General features: G+C 53.3%; 16 protein-coding genes. 9 read left to right on the forward strand and 7 right to left on the reverse strand.

The features are described from left to right. Nucleotides 1-122 precede the first annotated feature (122 nt). Nucleotides 123-2228 (forward strand): thioredoxin domain-containing protein, encoded by a 2106-nt coding sequence (locus tag MHH78_RS15555; protein ID WP_341167932.1) that lies wholly within the window; start codon nucleotides 123-125, stop codon nucleotides 2226-2228. A gap of 48 nt (nucleotides 2229-2276) precedes the next feature. On the opposite strand, the gene MHH78_RS15560 is transcribed toward MHH78_RS15555, so the two are convergent. Then, nucleotides 2277-3065 (reverse strand): PaaX family transcriptional regulator C-terminal domain-containing protein, encoded by a 789-nt coding sequence (locus MHH78_RS15560; RefSeq protein ID WP_341167933.1) that lies wholly within the window; start codon nucleotides 3063-3065, stop codon nucleotides 2277-2279. Between the two features lie 204 nt (nucleotides 3066-3269). Between MHH78_RS15560 and MHH78_RS15565 the strand changes: the two genes are divergently transcribed. Next, nucleotides 3270-3959, forward strand: a complete 690-nt coding sequence (locus tag MHH78_RS15565) for a metal-dependent hydrolase (protein ID WP_209869408.1) — start codon at nucleotides 3270-3272, stop codon at nucleotides 3957-3959. A gap of 101 nt (nucleotides 3960-4060) precedes the next feature. Here the strand turns inward: MHH78_RS15565 and MHH78_RS15570 are convergent, their stop codons facing one another. Further along, nucleotides 4061-4870 (reverse strand): alpha/beta fold hydrolase, encoded by an 810-nt coding sequence (locus MHH78_RS15570; protein WP_341167934.1) that lies wholly within the window; start codon nucleotides 4868-4870, stop codon nucleotides 4061-4063. A 143-nt stretch (nucleotides 4871-5013) separates the two neighbouring features. Here MHH78_RS15570 and MHH78_RS15575 point away from each other — a divergent pair, with 143 nt between their 5' ends. Then, entirely contained in the window at nucleotides 5014-5883 is an 870-nt protein-coding gene (locus MHH78_RS15575) for a phosphotransferase family protein (RefSeq protein WP_341167935.1), read from the forward strand. Between the two features lie 195 nt (nucleotides 5884-6078). Here MHH78_RS15575 and MHH78_RS15580 read toward each other — a convergent pair whose 3' ends face one another. After that, nucleotides 6079-6309: a hypothetical protein gene (locus MHH78_RS15580; RefSeq protein ID WP_339249076.1), complete on the reverse strand. Its 231-nt coding sequence runs from the start codon at nucleotides 6307-6309 to the stop codon at nucleotides 6079-6081. 151 nt (nucleotides 6310-6460) lie between these two features. Here MHH78_RS15580 and MHH78_RS15585 point away from each other — a divergent pair, with 151 nt between their 5' ends. From MHH78_RS15585 to MHH78_RS15595, 3 genes are all read left to right on the forward strand, one after another. Continuing rightward, a complete protein-coding gene (locus MHH78_RS15585) occupies nucleotides 6461-7300 on the forward strand; it encodes a DegV family protein (RefSeq protein WP_341167936.1) in 840 nt (279 codons plus the stop codon). Between the two features lie 178 nt (nucleotides 7301-7478). Continuing rightward, nucleotides 7479-7847, forward strand: coding sequence for a hypothetical protein (locus MHH78_RS15590; protein WP_341167937.1), 369 nt, complete (start codon nucleotides 7479-7481; stop codon nucleotides 7845-7847). 201 nt (nucleotides 7848-8048) lie between these two features. Further along, nucleotides 8049-10304 carry an AraC family transcriptional regulator gene (locus MHH78_RS15595; protein ID WP_341167938.1) on the forward strand — a complete coding sequence of 752 codons (2256 nt, stop codon included), beginning with the start codon at nucleotides 8049-8051 and terminating at the stop codon, nucleotides 10302-10304. Between the two features lie 132 nt (nucleotides 10305-10436). Here MHH78_RS15595 and MHH78_RS15600 read toward each other — a convergent pair whose 3' ends face one another. Continuing rightward, nucleotides 10437-11321, reverse strand: coding sequence for a carbohydrate ABC transporter permease (locus tag MHH78_RS15600; protein WP_341167939.1), 885 nt, complete (start codon nucleotides 11319-11321; stop codon nucleotides 10437-10439). A 380-nt stretch (nucleotides 11322-11701) separates the two neighbouring features. Here MHH78_RS15600 and MHH78_RS15605 point away from each other — a divergent pair, with 380 nt between their 5' ends. The 3 genes from MHH78_RS15605 to MHH78_RS15615 are packed head-to-tail and all read left to right on the forward strand — an operon-like array spanning nucleotide 11702 to nucleotide 15109. Beyond that, nucleotides 11702-12559, forward strand: coding sequence for an ABC transporter permease (locus MHH78_RS15605; protein ID WP_445668096.1), 858 nt, complete (start codon nucleotides 11702-11704; stop codon nucleotides 12557-12559). Nucleotides 12560-12599: 40 nt separating this feature from the next. Then, on the forward strand, nucleotides 12600-14102 hold the full coding sequence (locus MHH78_RS15610; RefSeq protein ID WP_340952097.1) for an extracellular solute-binding protein: 1503 nt from the start codon (nucleotides 12600-12602) through the stop codon (nucleotides 14100-14102). A gap of 47 nt (nucleotides 14103-14149) precedes the next feature. After that, complete coding sequence (locus tag MHH78_RS15615) at nucleotides 14150-15109, forward strand: pectinesterase family protein (protein ID WP_341167940.1); 960 nt, start codon at nucleotides 14150-14152, stop codon at nucleotides 15107-15109. A 104-nt stretch (nucleotides 15110-15213) separates the two neighbouring features. Here the strand turns inward: MHH78_RS15615 and MHH78_RS15620 are convergent, their stop codons facing one another. The 3 genes from MHH78_RS15620 to MHH78_RS15630 form a co-directional block, all read right to left on the reverse strand. Then, nucleotides 15214-15480 carry a YxcD family protein gene (locus MHH78_RS15620; RefSeq protein ID WP_340940036.1) on the reverse strand — a complete coding sequence of 89 codons (267 nt, stop codon included), beginning with the start codon at nucleotides 15478-15480 and terminating at the stop codon, nucleotides 15214-15216. Nucleotides 15481-15500: 20 nt separating this feature from the next. Beyond that, nucleotides 15501-15935 (reverse strand): hypothetical protein, encoded by a 435-nt coding sequence (locus MHH78_RS15625; RefSeq protein ID WP_200869617.1) that lies wholly within the window; start codon nucleotides 15933-15935, stop codon nucleotides 15501-15503. A 207-nt stretch (nucleotides 15936-16142) separates the two neighbouring features. Next, the gene (locus tag MHH78_RS15630) at nucleotides 16143-16706 is read right to left on the reverse strand and encodes a beta-class carbonic anhydrase (protein WP_036733547.1); all 564 of its coding nucleotides are present in this window, start codon (nucleotides 16704-16706) and stop codon (nucleotides 16143-16145) included. Nucleotides 16707-16722 lie beyond the last annotated feature (16 nt).

The following is a 16722-nucleotide window of genomic DNA, read 5'->3' on the forward strand; positions in this document are numbered from 1 at the left end:
TCATAAATAGTGAAATACTTGCTAAATTCCTTTTTTGTAGCTCTGAGCCCTCCCCCACCAAATTGGTTAAACTATCCCTAGACAACACTTTACCCAAATCATCCGAAATGAGGGGACGCCCCGTGACAACTCACAAATCATCCAATAGATTAGCGAACGAAAAATCGCCCTACCTGCTCCAACACGCCCACAACCCTGTGGATTGGTATCCATGGGGGGAGGAGGCTTTTGCCAAGGCGCAGGCGGAGAACAAGCCGATCTTCTTATCTGTTGGATATAGCACCTGCCACTGGTGCCACGTAATGGAACGAGAATCCTTCGAGGACGCCGAAGTCGCCCAGCTCCTCAACAATCACTACGTAGCGATCAAAGTAGATCGCGAGGAGCGGCCGGATATTGATGCGCTGTATATGTCGGTGTGTCAGGCGCTGACGGGGAGCGGGGGGTGGCCGCTGACGGTGCTGCTGACGCCGGAGAAGAAGCCGTTCTATGCCGGAACCTATTTCCCGAAGCGGCAGATGTTCGGGCGGATCGGGCTGATGGATGTGCTGGAGCAGATTTATACGAAGTGGGAGCAGGATGGCGAGGCGCTGGATAAGCTGGGCGACGACCTGCTGGCCGAGCTGAAGTCACTCGATCGCAAAAACGCCTATTCTCCCGAAGCCGCAGACGGCGGTATCCCCGGCGATGAGCTGCTGCATGAGGCGTATGAGCTGTACCGGCGGCAGTTCGATGAGGAGTACGGCGGGTTCGGCAATGCCCCGAAGTTCCCTTCGCCGCATAATTTGTCTTTCCTGCTGGCGTATAGCCAGCTGCATGATCAGCCGGAAGCGCTGCGGATGGTGGAGCATACGCTGGAGTCGATGTACCGGGGCGGCATGTATGACCATGTGGGCTTCGGCTTCGCTCGTTATTCAACAGACCGGGAGTGGCTGGTGCCGCATTTTGAGAAAATGCTCTACGATAACGCCCTGCTGGCGAACGTCTATCTGGAAGCGTTCCAGCTTACCGGGAAGCCGCTGTATGCGGAGATTGCCGAGCAGATCTTCACGTATGTGCTGCGTGACATGACTTCGCCGGAAGGCGCGTTCTACTCTGCGGAGGATGCGGATTCGGAAGGCGTGGAAGGGAAGTTCTACGTTTTCTCCCGGGAAGAGATTGAGGAAGCGCTGGGGCTGGAGGATATGCATTCGTATTGCCATGTCTACGGGATTACGCCGGAGGGAAATTTCGAAGGAAAGAATATTCCGAATCTGCTCCAGGGACTGCCGGAAGAGATGGCGGAGCGTATGGGCATGAATCCGCTTGGGCTGCGGACCCGGATGGAGGAATGGCGTACGAAGCTGTTCGAGTACCGGGAGCAGCGCATTCATCCGCTTAAGGATGACAAGGTGCTGACCTCGTGGAACGGGCTGATGATTGCTGCGCTGGCCCTGGGAGCCAAAGCCCTCCAGAAGCCGGAATATGCCAAGGCCGCCGAACGTGCAGCGGACTTCATCTGGGACAAGCTGCGGCGTGAAGATGGACGGCTGCTGGCCCGTTACCGTGACGGGGAGTCGGCGATTCCCGCATATGTGGATGATTATGCATTCCTGATCTGGGGTCTCAGCGAATTATATGAAGCTACAGGTCAAGCGGTCTATCTGGAGCGGGCGCTGACGCTTAAGGAAGGGATGCTGGAGCTGTTCCTAGATACCGAAGGAGGCGGGTTCTTCTTCACCGGGCATGACGGGGAGAAGCTGCCGGTCCGCTCGAAGGAATTGTATGACGGGGCGATTCCGTCCGGGAATTCGGTGGCGGCGAAACTTTTGTGGAAGCTGTCGGTTATTACCCAGGATATGGAGTTAAAAGAGATTGCGGAGCGCACCGCTGCGGTGCTTGCTTCCGCTGCTTCGGAGTATCCGCCGGGGTATGCGATGTATTTGCAGGCCCATCTGGGGATGGTCTCTGGCGGCAGAGAATGGGTCCTCTCCGGCAAAAAAGAAGATCCCGCGCTGCACGCCATGCTCGCTCAGGTCCAGCAGACCTATCTGCCGGATGCGGCGCTCATCGTGAACTGGGAAGGGGACGGAGGAGAGATGCTCCGCCTGCTGCCGCATCTGGCTGATAAACCGGCCATCCGGGGCGAAGCGACCGCTTATGTCTGCCGTAACTTCGCCTGCCGGGCCCCGCTTACGAATAAGGAAGCGGTCCGGGAGCTGCTGGCTTCCGGCAGCCGTGAGGAGTAGTTCATATACGAAGAGCAGCCCGGAGTCCGGGCTGCTCTTTGCCATACCTTATTGGACGAAGGGCGCATAGGATGAATCCGCAGGTATCGCCTGAGCGGCTCTAACCATGTATTCACTCATGTCTGAGAGAACCCGTTTGCCCGGCCAATGGTCCGGCAGCAGCTCATCCGGGAGATAGGGGTCAGCCATGAACAATCCGCTTAACTCCTCTCCCATTTGCAAATATAGCAGGAAGAGCTGTAACGGCTGCCCCGCCTGAAGGGTATCCGCCAATCGCGGAGCGAATTCTTCCTTCAGCCAGACTGATTTCTTCTGGTATAAGGCTTCGATGTCGTCCAGCTGCCAGATGGCCTGCGCTTTGAGCGGTGTAATGGTGCCTTCCTGAAATTGGCCTTGGAGGATCGACACCTTGCCTTCCAGCTCCAGCTTCTGGATCTGGGCTGCGACTTCGTCCTGATAGTTCCATGGTGAGATGTACACACTGTTATATAAAAGCCCATAACCCAGCTGCCCGAGTGCTGTGCGGAACAGATCGCGCTTCTTGCGTTCGGATTCGGGAACCTCCAGCATCACCACATCCCAGGTATGATCCCACTGCTCCTGATAACGGGCAGGCTTGCTGTTAATCGCCTTAATGTAGGCGAGGCCCTCGGCAGTGACGTTATACCAGGAGCGTGCCGGGGAAGCGATATAGCCCTCTTTTTTCAAGCGGGACAGGGCATTGCGGATATAGGTGGAGGTGTACCCCCTCTGCTCATAGATCTCGACAAACTGCTGGGCGCCCATCTGCTTCACCTTAGATAACAAAAACAGCATTGTTTTTTCAACGGACAGCAACTTCTTCACACCTCTCTTGACAGCTGGCAGGAATAGATATATCATAAAAAACAACGAACGTAATTATTTATGTTATATTCGTCAATCACACTGCTGGATTTGGATTTAGAACAACTTGGTGTCATTGTATCGTAAACCTTGGGTTTTTGCACGATTCATTCCTTAGTACCTATTGAAATTAATCAAGAAGAGGAGAGGATATCCATGAAAATTACCTACCACGGCCATTCCTGTGTTCAAATTGAGGTGAATGGCAAATCGCTGATCATCGACCCATTCATTAGCGGTAACTCTGCGGCGGTGACGAAGGTAGAGGATATTAAGACAGATGCTGTTCTGCTGACTCATGCCCATATGGATCATATCCTGGACGCTCTGCCGATTGCCGAGCAGAATCAGGCGGTGGTTGTAGCCAACGTGGAACTGGCGGGCCATCTGGGGGGCCAGGGAGCGAAAAAGACCATCGGGATGAACATTGGAGGGACGGTGGACCTTGGTTTTGCCAAGGCGACGATGATTCATGCCTTCCACACCTCAAGCATCACGCTGGAGGATGGACAGAGGATCTATGGCGGAACCCCGGCGGGCTTCATTATTGAGGCGGACGGACACACGGTGCTGCATGCAGGGGATACAGGGCTGTTCGGTGACTTGAAAATGTTCGGGGAGCTGTATGAGATCGACCTCGCGATCCTGCCAATCGGCGGACATTTCACCATGGGACCGGAGCATGCGCTTATCGCGGCGAAGTGGCTGGGCGCAAGACAGGTGCTTCCGGTTCACTATAATACCTTCCCGCCGATCAAGCAGGATGCCGGGGCCTTCGTTCAGGCGCTGGAGGAGGCGGGGATCAGAGGCTCGGCACTTGCATATGGTGAGACGCTGGAGCTGTAGAGCTTCTCATTCGCACACGCACCTACGCCTGCGAATCAACACAGGACTGCCCCATGAAGCTATTTCTTCTCGGGCAGTCCTGTTCTGGTTGTGCGGAAAATCTACCCGGCGAACCCCGCCAGCTCCCGGTTGAACCGTTCCCGCTCGTCATAGAATAATCCGTGGCCGCTGTTCTCAAAGGGAATAAGGACCGAATTCCTAATCCCTTGATGCTGCGCCTCTGCGAGCGGGAAGAAGCACACCTGATCATGAACCCCGTGCAGAATCAGCGTAGGCACCTGGATCCGGGGGAGATCATCGAACAACTCTTCGGCCAGCCAGGCGTTGGAGACTGCGATGGTGGACCAGCTTGCCGCCTCCAGCCCTAACAGGAAGAACCAGTCCGAGAACGGCTGTGATACCGGCTGATAGAAGAAAATATCGCCGAAATCCTTCAGCATCTTGGGCCGGTCCTTGTAGGTGGACTGGATAATCTGCTCTATAGCTTCTCTGGTCGTGCCATAAGGGAAGCCCGGCCGCTGAATCAGACTGGGGGCTGCCGAAGCGAATAAGGCCAGCTTGGAGACACCATATCCCTTGTGCCGGGCCATATACCGGATCGCTACAGCTCCGCCGGTAGAGTGCCCGCCGAGTGTAATATTGTGCAGTCCCAAGGCGCCGATTACACAGCGGATATCATCTGCGAGACGGTTGTAATCGTACCCGTCAAGCGGTTTGTCAGACCGGCCGAAGCCTCTCATATCCATTCCAATGCAGCGGTAACCCATGGGCACAAGCTGATTGTACTGGTATTCGAACATCTGGTGATTTGCTGGCCAGCCGTGAATGAAGAGTATTGTTTTGGTGCCAAGCGGGTTAAGATCATTCACATACACCTTCACATTCGGTTCTACTCTAATCCAATGTTCCATTTCGCATCCCTCAATTCACTGTTGATTGGTATAGTTGAAATATGTTATTCATTGGAATAGGGAAAATGCCTAGAATATGGTCTGAGGGATTCGCGGCAGCCTAATGAGCAGCAGATCGTTCTTTGGAGAGGGGAATCATAACTATGAATAAGATTCTGAGCGGTATCCGCTGGCAGGAGCAGAGTGCAGATAGTGAAGCGCTGCTGGCAAGGCTGGAAGAGGCGGTCGTTACCCCGATGAAGGGGGGACTGGAAGCGGAGGTGTGCAGAATTACACTGCCGGGTACGAAGCTTGTGCTGAAAATCTGGAACCGCGAGTCCCGGCCGGACATCTCGATCCAGTATCAAGTGCTGGAGCAGCTGTTCCGGCAGGGCTGCGCGGTCTCACAGCCGTATGCCTGGGGGCTAGACGCTGAGGGTCATCAGGTGCTGTTAACCAGCTTCGATGGTATGCCTGTTAAGAAGGTAAATGCGGATAGTCTTTCCGCCATAGCAGCCAATCTGCTCGATGTACATAAGCTGCACATTGATTCAGCCAGCGGCTTGAAGGTACCGGCTTATGATTTCGCAGATTACTTCTTCCCTGCCTGGGCGGAGCAGCCGGAGATCCGAACGCTGGCACAGGAGCTGGCGGAGCGGGCCAAGCTTACCGCACACCAGCTGATTCATGGTGATTATCATCTGGGCAATATTCTTGAGGCCGCAGGGGCATTTACCATCATAGACTGGACGAATGTTCAGCTTGGCGATCCAAGGTATGATATAGCGTGGTCTATTCTGCTCTTTAGAGTATATTTGTCGGAGCGGAATGCCAGCCTGTACCAGTCAGGCTTTGCCGCCAACAGCAGGTATAGCCCGGCAGAGCTGGAGCTGTTCGAGGCATTGGCTGCCCTACGCTGGCTTCAACTGCACCGGACTACGGGTGTCCCGATTCAGCGGAACACGCTGAAGGCGATCCGGGCGCTAATACGGGAGAACCGGTATATGCCGGATAGTCTGTCTGAATCCTTGTAGCGGGATCCCCCGCTTGGATATTACCAGTCCTAACAAGCTCACCGTTCTCCGACCGACTAGTGCAAGCAGAAACGGCTACGCCATCCTCTTGAGGACGGCGTAGCCGTTTGTGTCTCCATGATAACAAAGGTTGCGGGAAGCCCGCTAGCTGGGAGAAATGTGCTCTCATGGAATGCGAAGCATGCACCGGTTAAGCTACTTCTTATTTCGTTCCGGGTTCTGCGGCTTCACGCGGGCGGGCCGGGTGACCCAGTTGCTGCGGTTCATCGGCTTGACGGTATCAATCCGCTCGTTAATTACCTCGGCGCTGTGGTCCTCTGGCGCTGCGGTCTCTGCAGCAACCTCGGATTCTGCGGCAGCCGGTGCTTTCTTGGACAGGCCAGCACCGTTATGCTTGCCGCGGTTCCATACTCTATTCTTGCTCATCCTGGTACACTCCATTTCTGTTCCCTTATGCTTAAACCATATCACAAGTAACAATTAGCACAAAACATTGTTTTTGACAAGTTATAAAATGTACTATTGATTTCCTTAAAGGGTGTCTATAATAGTATAGAATTGAAAGGAGAGCATTCTGATGCCCATCAAGATAATTACGGATAGCGGTTCGGATCTACCCCCTGAATACACGAAGCAGTATGACATCTCCATTGTTCATTTGCCGGTCCATTTCGGCCATGAACTGATGCCGGATGATATGAATGCGAAGGATTTCTATGACAAAATGCATCAATCGAAGGAATTGCCGACTACCGCAAGCCCGAGTCCGCAGACCTTCCTGGACAGCTTCAACCAAGTGGAAGCAGGCACTGACATTCTGGTCATTTGCATGTCCTCCAATATTAGCAGTACTTATCAGACCGCAATGATTGCCAAGGAGATGTACGAGGAAGAAGGACATCCGAATGCGATTGAAATTATAGATTCCAAGCTGTTCTCCGGCGGCTTGACCCTGATTGTCGCTATGGCGGCCAAATGGTCACTTACCGCAGCAAGTCTGGCTGAGTTGAAGGACAGAGTGTTGAAGAAGGTCGAAGAGACAACAGCGTACTTCACACTGGACACCCTGGAGAATGTGATCAAGGGCGGACGGCTGAGCCGGATCTCCGGGGCTGTGGCTTCCGTGCTGAATATCAAGCTGCTGCTGAAGATCAGCGACGACGGCATCGTTGAAGTGGTCGAGAAGACGCGCGGATTGCCTAAGGCGCTGACCCATCTGCTGGCCAAGCTGGACCAGAAGCAGCATGATTATGAGCAGGCGGTAATCGCCATTGTTCATAGCAATTGTGAGACGCTGGCGCTGGAGATCAAGCGGCGTATTCTGGAGAAGCATCCCTTCAAGGAGGTTCTGCTGTCAACGATGGGACCCGTGATGGGAACCTATGCTGGGCAGGGCGGAATCGGAGTGGCTTTTTAAGCGTTCTGAACGCACAGCACTTTAAAATATTGATAACAGCCGTATACCGGACTTTCCGGTGTACGGCTGTTTGGTCTGCGTATGCGGATCGAATGAGCGCTGGGGAGCAGGCTAGGCACACCGGGCTGGGCAGGTGCATAGTATGAAGCAAATCCAATTACACGGAGGTCATACACTTATGTCGACAACTTCGTCCGGCCCGCAAACGCCGGTGATCTATCAGGCAGACCCTGCGGTGGTCCAGCATCTGAACGGGGTCCGCGATTCGCTTCACCAGTCCTGTAAGCCATATTTGAATCATCAAGTGCAGGTGCAGACCCTTGACGGTCAGATGCATGAGGGTACGATTGCCGGTATGGACAGCAAGCATATGTACCTGGCTGTAACCATAGCCACGGATATGGGCCGCGGATATTACAATCCGTACTACAAGCCTTATCCAGGTCCGGGGTATCCGGGCCCGGGCTACCCGTATCCCGGTACGGTGAACAGCAATGTGATTATGCCGCTGGTCTTGTTCGAGCTGCTGACGATTGCGTTACTCTAAGCAAGGCTCATAGCCTGGGTCATCATCGAAGCTACAGCCCCACGTTGTGGGGTTGTTTTGTATGATCTACTGCGCTCAAGGAGAGGGCTGAACGGCTTCAACGAGACCTTGGACCAATTGCACACGTGAAAATAATCATGGAACCGTATTCATGAAAGCGCTATAATTTAATAGAGTCTATCAAATCAAAGGGGAAACACAATGAGCAAAGGAAGAATGTTCTACGGCATCTTTATTCCTATATTAATCCTTGGCGTGGGACTGGTGGTCGGCTTCGGAAGCTATATCTACATCAGTACCATCGATTCAGTGGTCGAGCGGTTCTCCAGCAGCAAGCAGAGCTATATCGAGCAGATCAAGAACAATCTGGAGCATAAAATCCAAACGATAGAATACGCGTTCAACACCTATAGCACCACCAGCTCTTTTCAGGAGGTCGTGACCCATCCGATTACCGAGCAAGACTTCATCGCCTACCGGAATGTGAACTCACAGCTGAATTATATCGCCTCCATGGCGGCTGAAGGGACGGAATATTCGCTGATCAGTCTGGTGCAGAACTGGCAGATCCTGAATGAGAAGCTCAGCAATCTCAGCAGCGAGGAGGTCCGGCAGCTCCGGGAGCAGTATATTGAGAATCAGGAGCAGAGCCTCTTCTGGATGAAGACGGACAAAGGCATCCGGTTCGTGAATACACTGCCGGTGTTCTCCACTAAGAAGCAGGCGATTGCCTTATCCGACATTTCATTACATACCCTTAATGCCACGATAAGCAGCGGGGAAGACGCAGCCGTCTACATTTTGAACAAGCATGGTGAACTGATGTATGAATCTGATCCTGGTAATGTGCTGTTAGCCCCGGAGCAGTTCGGCCAGCTTGCCGGGACAATCAATTCCATGGAGGACAAGGGGACGGTCCAGCAGGAGATGTCCGGCCGCGACAGTCTCAAGCTTATCTATGCCAAGTCCTCGTATAATAACTGGATCTATCTGACCGTGCTGGATCAGGCGGAGATTACCCGCTCTCTGGAGATGACCAAGTTCGGGATCTCCGCGATGGGGCTGCTGTTGATTCTCCTGATCTGGGTGGTGGCTTATATGATCTCTCAATATTTCACCAAGCCGATTGAGCAGCTTAAGCGCAGTCTGCCCGTTATTCCGCAGGTGAACTCCAGGAATGAGCTGGAATATATCCGGCATTCAATTGATACGATTATCTCGGAGAAGGCTTCGCTTGAGAGTCTGATCGAATCGGAAATGCCCCGGCTGGAGACGCAGCTGATCCTTAATCTGTTCCGCAGCCGCGTCTCGGCGGAGGAGCTGGAGCAGAGTCTGCTCCGGTTCGGGTATAACCTGTCAGAGAAGCACCGTTATGCTGCGATGCTGATTCAGCTGGACAGTCTGGGCGGCCGGGAGGCCTCGGACAAGGATGTCCTGCTGCTTGCCGTCAATAAGATGGTGGAGGAACTTATTCCGGCACAGCAGCGATTACAGCCTATTATCCTGAACGATGATACCCAGGCTACGATTCTGACCTTCGCCGGGACCAGTGATGCGGGGATGAATAAGGAAGTGACGGATTATGCGGCAGCTCTGCTGAAGGCGGTACGCGATTATCTGAAGGTGTCGATCAGCATCGGCATCAGCAACTTTTACAGCAATCTGTTAGAGAGTAAGGAAGCCGGGGAGATGAGCAAGCAGGCACTGCATCAAAGGCTGAATCTGGGTAAGGAATCGATTATCTTCTATGAGGATATCTCCATGGTCGTCTCCGGTCCGGTGTCGCTGCATTATCCGGCAGAGCTGGAGACGCAATTGTTCAATGCCATCCGGCTGGGGGACAAGGAGCAGGTTACAGCTGCGCTCTATCCGTTCCTGGCGGAGCTGATGGGCAAGAACAAGAGCACCCTGAAATTCGAGGTCATGCTGGTGCGGCTCGTGAATAATCTGATCCAGCTGGAGCAGCATCTGGGGGTTAGCGTCCTGTTGACCCAGGATAACAATAAGCTGTATCACCGCCTGCTGGACATCCGCAATCCCGAAGAGATGGAGCGGATGCTGGTGCAGGAGGTTATTTACCCCATGATGTACAGCATGAAGGACAAGACCAGCCAGCAGTTCCGCTGTCTCTCGGATAAGATCACCGACATTGTGCACGCGGAATATGACCGTGAGCTTACGCTGGAGGGGATCGGCGAACGGCTTCATTACAATCCGAATTATCTAAGCAGCATCTTCAAAAAAGAGTACGGCACCGCCTTCAGCGAATACCTCATGAACTACCGCCTGGAGATGGCCAAACGGTGGCTGACAGAGACGGATATGACGATCAAGGAGATTGCCGAGCGGCTGCAGTACCATAATCCGCAGAATTTCATCCGCTCCTTCCGCAAGAAGGAGCAGGTTACGCCTGGCGCTTACCGGAAGCTGAAGCAGGGGGAGCAGCAGATATTTTAGCAGGAATAGGGGCTTGGTTCAGGAGAGAGCCTGGATCAGGGGGTCATGCAGAAACGGTACCGTCCTTGCTTCAAGGCGGTACCGTTTCTGTATATGCTCTAACCATTTGGATGGACGCTGAACGGCGGGCCGTCAGCCTTTGACTGCTCCGAGCAGGGCGCCCTTGGTGAAATGCTTCTGTACAAAAGGATAAGCGGCCAGCATCGGCACAGTGGCGATGACAATGACCGCCATTTTGATCGTCTGGGCTGGCGGCACAATGTCTACCGAGGTTCCCTCGGCCTGCATCCCGCTGGACACAATAACGATCTGGCGCAGCAGCACCTGGATCGGCCATTTTGCCGAATCATTCATATAGAGGATCGCGTTCATGTACGTATTCCAGTAAGCAACCGCATAGAACAGGGAGATGGTGGCGATGGAAGGCAGGGCCAGCGGCAGCATGATCCGCATGAAGATTCCGAAGTCATTGCTTCCGTCGATCTTGGCGGACTCCTCCAGACTGTCAGGCAGCGCCTGGAAGAAGTTGCGCATGATAATCATGTTGAAGGCATTGACGGCAACCGGGAAGATCAGGGACCCGTACGAGTTGATCAGGCCGACGCTTTTGACGACCAGGAAGGTGGGGATCATTCCGCCGCTGAACAGCATGGAGAAGACGACGATGAAATTAATGGTATTGCGGGCAGGCAGGTATCGCCTGGACAAGCCGTAGGCCATCAGCGCGGTAAGCAGCATACTGACTACGGTTCCTGCAACGGTGACACCCACGGATACCCCGAGTCCCCGGAAGATGGTAGGCGTTGAGAGAATGTAGTGGTACGCATCCAGGGAGAAGGTAGTCGGGAATAGGATGAACCGCTTGGCCATGACCTCCTGGGTGGTAGCGAAGGAGCTGGCGATGATATTGATGAAGGGCAATAAGCAGACAAGCGCAATCAGAATGAGTATGGCTGTATTAACGAAGGTGAAGATCCTTCCGCCGACCGATTCTTTTCTACGTGAGCTAGGGTTCATTCTGTGATCCTCCTCGGTTTTCAGTACCTCTTCACTGTAACAAGGAGCAGAAATTACGTATATAATCCGGGCATGAGGTATTCGCAGACTTGCCTTGTGCAGCCCGTCTCCGAAGAATAATCATTAGCCTAGGCGGGTAATCCTCAGAGGAGATCTGATCGTCCTTAACCCCGCAGCCACGCGGGTTCTGTAAACGCTATCACATAATGATTATATACGTAATGTAAGAAATTTCTTACGCTGAAACCGTAACAGGAACGAGCAAAGGAGGCTGACATGTGAAAGCAACAAGCATCACCGCAACACCAAATCTGACTATCGAAAAGGGGAAAGGCGCACGCGCTCTTACGGCTCTGAACAAATACAAGCTGCTGTATCTGATGATCCTGCCCGGGCTGCTGTATTTCATCATCTTCAAATATCTGCCGATGGGCGGGCTGATCATTGCGTTCCAGAATTATCAGCCGTTCCAGGGAATTACCGGGAGTGAGTGGGTCGGCCTGAAGCATTTCATCCGTCTATTTACGGAGCCTACGTTCATGCAGCTGCTGCGCAACACCTTGATTCTGTTTGCCATGAACATTGTGATCTTCTTCCCTCTGCCGATTATTGTAGCCTTGATGCTGAACGAGTTGAAGGGACGCTATCTCAAGAACTGGATTCAGACGATTATCTACATCCCGCACTTCATGTCCTGGGTCATTATTGTCTCTATTACGTATGTGTTCCTGACGGTGGATGGCGGGGTTATCAATGAGCTGATCGCCAGTCTCGGCGGCACCAAAATCAGCTTCCTCACCTCTTCGGAGTGGCTGCGGACGATCTATATCCTGCAGATTATCTGGAAGGAGCTGGGGTGGTCGACCATTATCTATCTGGCAGCTATTACTGTAGTAGACCCGCAGCTCTATGAAGCCTCAGAGATGGACGGGGCAAGCCGTCTGCGCAAGACCTGGCATGTTACACTGCCGGCGATCCGTCCCGTGATTATTACCCTGCTGATTCTCAAAATCGGCAGCACGCTGGATCTCGGCTTCGAACATATGTATCTGCTGCTGAATTCGCTGAACCGCAGTGTCGCTGAGATTTTCGATACCTATATCTATACGGCGGGCCTCAAGAACGGGCAATTAAGCTTCAGCACCACGATAGGCTTGTTCAAGGGCGTTGTCGGGTTAATTCTCGTGATGCTCTCCAATAAGCTGGCCAAAAGAATGGGCGAAGACGGCGTGTATTAAGGCTAAGGCTACCTATTTCATCTACCAAAGGAGAAGTGTTATGAACAAAAGATGGGTCACTCTAATTGCAATCGCTACAATGGCTACCACTATGCTCTCGGCATGCGGCGGAGACAAGGAAGAGAAGAAGAATGCCGCACCAGAGGATCTGAACTCGAAGCTGGAAGTAAGCTGGCTGAATATTCTGCACACGGCTTCGCCGCCGACCGATACGATCAAATCGCTGCTTGAGGAATATACCAACAGCAAAATCACCTTCAACTGGGTACCCGATGCTTCCAAGGAAGAGCGGATCACTACGGCGCTGGCCTCGGGGGAGCTTGCAGACATTGTCACCCTGACCATGATGACCAATTCATCGGTTAGAAGCTCACTGAAATCAGGACTGTTCTGGGATGTGGGCCCTTATCTCTCAGAGTTCAGTAATCTGGCGAAGATTGCTCCTGAGCTGAAGGAAGCGGCTTCGATTGAAGGCGTCCTCTACGGCGTTCCCTTCCAGAAGAATCTGGCGCGTTCCGGGCTGATCTTCCGCAAGGACTGGCTGGATAAGCTGGGTCTGCCGGTTCCGAAGACGCTGGATGAGGTGTATGAAGTGGCCAGAGCCTTCACAGAGGATGACCCGGATGGCAACGGTGTGAAGGACACGACAGGCTTCGGAGACAGATCAGAGCTGAAATACAGCAGCTTCAAAACACTAAGCTCCTATTTTGGCACGCCCAATGGCTGGAAGGTGGATGATAGCGGCAAGTTTATCCCTGAATTCGATACACCGGAATATATGGACACGATGAATTTCTCCAAAAAGCTCTATGAAAACGGATACCTGGCGCAGGATTTCGCAGTTACAGCCAAAACAGACCAGCAGCAGCAATTCGCGCAGGGTAAAACCGGGATCTATACCGGGATGGTGGACATCTCCAGTCTGAGAACACTGGCACAGGATCTGCAGCCGGGCATGGAGCTGGTGCCGGTGAACAAGATCTCTAATGGAGACGGGCAGTATCATATCTGGTCCGAGGGCAGTGGGATCGGCGGATTGATGGCTTTTCCGAAATCAGAAGTGAAGACCGAAGCAGAGCTCAAGCGGCTGCTGAAGTTCGTCAATGATCTGATCGATGAGAAGGCGTTCATGCTGATGACCGGCGGGATCGAAGGCACCCACTATGAATATGATGAGAACGGCGCCTTCAAGATTCTGAACACCGAGCTGTGGCAGGCGGATGTGCAGCCTTTCTCCTCCAGCAGACCTAGTGAGATTGCCTATACACTTAAGGATGCGAACCCTGAGAAGCAGCTGGCCAATGAGCTGATCCGCGAGAATGACAAGTTCGCCGTGCTTGATCCAACCGTTCCGCTGGATTCGGCAACCAATAATGAGCAGGGAACGGAATTGCAAAAGATCATCACAGATGCTACCTTCAAATATATCATGGGCCAATCGGATGAGGCGGCCTTCAAGAAAGCCGTACAGACCTGGAAGGATTCGGGCGGAACCAAGATCACCGAGGAATACGAAGCTGCATACAAACTGACACAGAAGTAAGCAAGCCTTAAGCGAAGGCCAGAGTCTGAGAGGGGATGGGAAAAAGGATGCTGGTGGGCAAGGAGGGCTTTTGCGATTACTCTACCATTCAGGCGGCAGTCGATGCCCTGGAAGGGCTGGACCCGGACACAGAGGCAACGCTCTACATTATGCCGGGAGTGTACAAGGAGGAGGTGCGGGTCTACCGCTCCTGTCTCCGTATCATCGGCATCGGACAAGTGGAGATCACGATGAACCGCTATGCCCGGGAGCTGGATGAGCAGGGGGAAGAGATCGGGACCTTTGCCACTCCGACCCTGTTCCTGGGCGGCAGGAAGCTGGTGCTGGAGAATCTGACCGTCTCCAATACAGCGGGACAAGGCAGCGAGGTAGGGCAGGCTGTGGCGGTGTACGCCCATTGTGATGAGACGGTATTCCGAAATTGTACGTTCAAAGGCCATCAGGACACGCTGTTCACCGGTCCGCTGCCGCCGGCCCCCAGAGAGCGTCTGCTGTTCGGCGGCGTTCCGCTGCGGCAGCATCATGCGCAGTACCGCCAGTTGTACCAGCACTGTTACATTGAGGGAACGGTAGATTATATCTTTGGCGGAGCAACGGCCTACTTCGAGCATTGTACGCTGCACAGTCTGCGGAGTAGCGGAGGCCATGCAGGCTACATCACGGCTGCCTCCACTCCTGAAGGGCAGGCCTACGGCTACGTGTTCAATCAATGTTATCTGAGCGCTGAGCCGGGAACAGCGCCGGTATTCCTGGGCCGGCCATGGCGGGAGCATGCCAAGACAGTCTTTGTGGATTGCCGGATGGGCCAGCATATCCACCCCCAAGGCTGGGCTCATTGGGGCGAGCCTGGGGGTGAGCAGACGGTCAGGTATGCGGAGTACACTTCTGAAGGAACAGCGGCGATTCTGCGGAAGCAGCGTGCGCCTTGGGCTGAGCTGCACGGAAGCGGCAGTGCGCGGGTCAGCAGGGACGATGTACTGGCTGGATTCCTGACAGCAGAAGAATAAGCTATCTTGTGATTATCAGGCAGTGATCATAACAGGCAGTCACAATAAAAGGGCTGACCCCGCTACCCGGGGTCAGCCCTTTATTCGATCAAGTCTTGCAATGCTTACGTGTTCACAACCGCTGTAATCTCTTCGTCCAGCGCAAGCCGTACATCTTCACGGTAAGCACGGATGCCGTATTCGCTGTGTACGTAGCGAAGGATGGATTCAATCATGTTGGACTCCACCAGATACTGGCTTCTTCCCTGTATCCAGACCTCTGCGGTGTAGCCGGTGTCCTCGTCCCAGCTGAGCTCAACCTGGACTTCCTCGACCCGTACAGCCTTGCGTTCCGCCATATGCAGGCAGATCGCATTGATAATCTCGTCCATGCTGAGAACGGTAACACCCACTAGTAGCGTCCGTCCCTTTCTTCCAGCCGGCGTCGTTCCTGTCTGCGCTTGAAGAAGGACATAATCAGCGTAATCACGAAGTAGATGGCCAGCATGTTAATCAGGAATCCGATGATATTTCCAAAAGCGCCCATTCCGGCGAACATTCCGCCGAAGAGGAAGCCGGCGATCCCGCCGATCATCAGGCCTTTCATCAGGCTGCCGCCGCTGAAGAAGCCGCGGTTCGCATTCGCTGCAGTTCCGTTGGTGTTGCTTTTAGTGCTATCGCTTTTTTTCACATTATCGGTGGTCGATTTCTTCGGGGTCGTTGTGAATCCCCGGCTTCCTGATTTAAAGCCCCCGCCGCGGCGGGCATCTGCGAAGTCAGGAACAGTGACAGCGAAGAACAGTGTGAAGGCCATGACGATCATCATTACACGTTTCATTGGTTTCATTGAGTACGAGAACCTCCTAGAAGTTTGGTATCCCCGGTTTACCCGGCTATTGCCCGGTAATACGCAGAGTAGGGGCTAAGGTTTCAATTTTAAAAATATAAAATTTATATGTTTATAAATGTTATCATTCGGCATTGGCCCGGACCCCCGGACACAAAAAAAACGCGGGTCCGGGACCCGCGCAAACAGCAGTATCAGAGAGTTGCCTTAGTCCGCGTATCCGTCCGAGACAAGCTCAAGCGCTCCGGTAGCCGGATCGATGATCATGCCGTGAATAGGTACGTTTGGGGGGAGTAAGGGATGGCGCTTAATCAGCTCCACAGTTTGAATTACCCCTTCCTCTACGTTGTCAAACCCGCGCAGCCATTTGGTCAGCTTAATCCCTGAATTCTCCAGGGTACTGAGTACTTCCTCGGACACGCCGCGTTCCTTGATGGAGTTAATCATATGGTCAGCATTCAGGGAAGCCATGCCGCATTCATAATGGCCGACGACAATCACTTCGTCCGCGTCCAGTTCGTATAGCGCAACCATTACGCTGCGCATAACGCTCCCGAACGGCTGGGAGATGATGGCTCCGGCATTTTTGATGATTTTGACATCACCGTTCTTGAAATTCATTGCTTTGGGCAGAAGCTCAACAAGCCGTGTGTCCATACAGGTGATGATCAGCATTTTTTTATCCGGGAAGCGGCTGGTCAGATAGCTCTCATATGCTTTTTCCTCTACAAAATGCTTGTTGAACTCTAAAATGTCTGTAACCTGACTCATAAGCCATGTGCCTCCT

The sequence above is a fragment of the Paenibacillus sp. FSL H3-0333 genome (assembly GCF_038002805.1).
In the GTDB taxonomy this organism is placed as follows: Bacteria; Bacillota; Bacilli; order Paenibacillales; family Paenibacillaceae; genus Paenibacillus_AQ; species Paenibacillus_AQ silagei.